1 protein-coding gene is annotated in these 684 nt (G+C 37.1%); it reads left to right on the top strand.

Annotation, left to right across the window (positions count from 1 at the left end; all coding sequences use genetic code 11):
* Nucleotides 1-84: 84 nt before the first annotated feature.
* A complete protein-coding gene (locus PV783_RS34485; RefSeq protein WP_420991256.1) occupies nucleotides 85-420 on the top strand; it encodes a hypothetical protein in 336 nt (111 codons plus the stop codon).
* Nucleotides 421-684 lie beyond the last annotated feature (264 nt).

Here is a 684-nt window from a genome sequence, read left to right as displayed (position 1 = left end):
ACCTAAGCATCACTACTTAGATTCGTGCTGTTGTTTCCAATCTTTCAAAGAACTTTTGATCATTTACATGACCGCTGGTGATGTGTGAGATCCGATCTCTGTGGCACTCCTGCCAAACATCTTTTGTTATTTTTAGAAGAACTTTTCTGTATCGTTTGTGTTGGGGTTGCAAAGGTAGGGATCTTTTATTTAACCACCAAAACTTTTACAACATTTTTTATATTTAATTATCTCAATGCTAATGACTTATCTATTGGGAAAGTGCAGTATACTTATCTGATAATCAACCCTTTATTTTACAAAGAACAGTGGCTTTTTGAAGCGGATGGCAAAGATAGCATCTTTATCACTCGCAGCAAAAATTATTTCAACTTAATTGCTGGTATTATGCTGTATTTCAAATTGATATTAAGCGTTTGAGCTTAAGTGTGTTTTCTGTTTTAGAAAACAATGATGATACACAGTAAAGTGTAGTGGTAGGTTCTTGCCTAGCCGGATGTATCATCGATTAGCAGTAGTGACTGCTTTGTGTGTCAAGTTATTTTGAGATCTGCTCTTTAACAGATGTCCTCTACTCTTAAAGAAAGAAAAAGCCTTAGTGCAAACGCACCAAGGCTTCTCTTAATAAGTATGGCAGCTACCTACTCTCCCGCATGATAGTGCAGTACCATCGGCCATGAGGGG

This window comes from Chitinophaga sp. CC14 (assembly GCF_048957795.1).
GTDB lineage: Bacteria > Bacteroidota > Bacteroidia > Chitinophagales > Chitinophagaceae > Chitinophaga > Chitinophaga ginsengisegetis.
The sequence above is the reverse complement of the archived record's forward strand: the minus strand, read 5'-3'. Positions and strand labels throughout refer to the sequence as shown.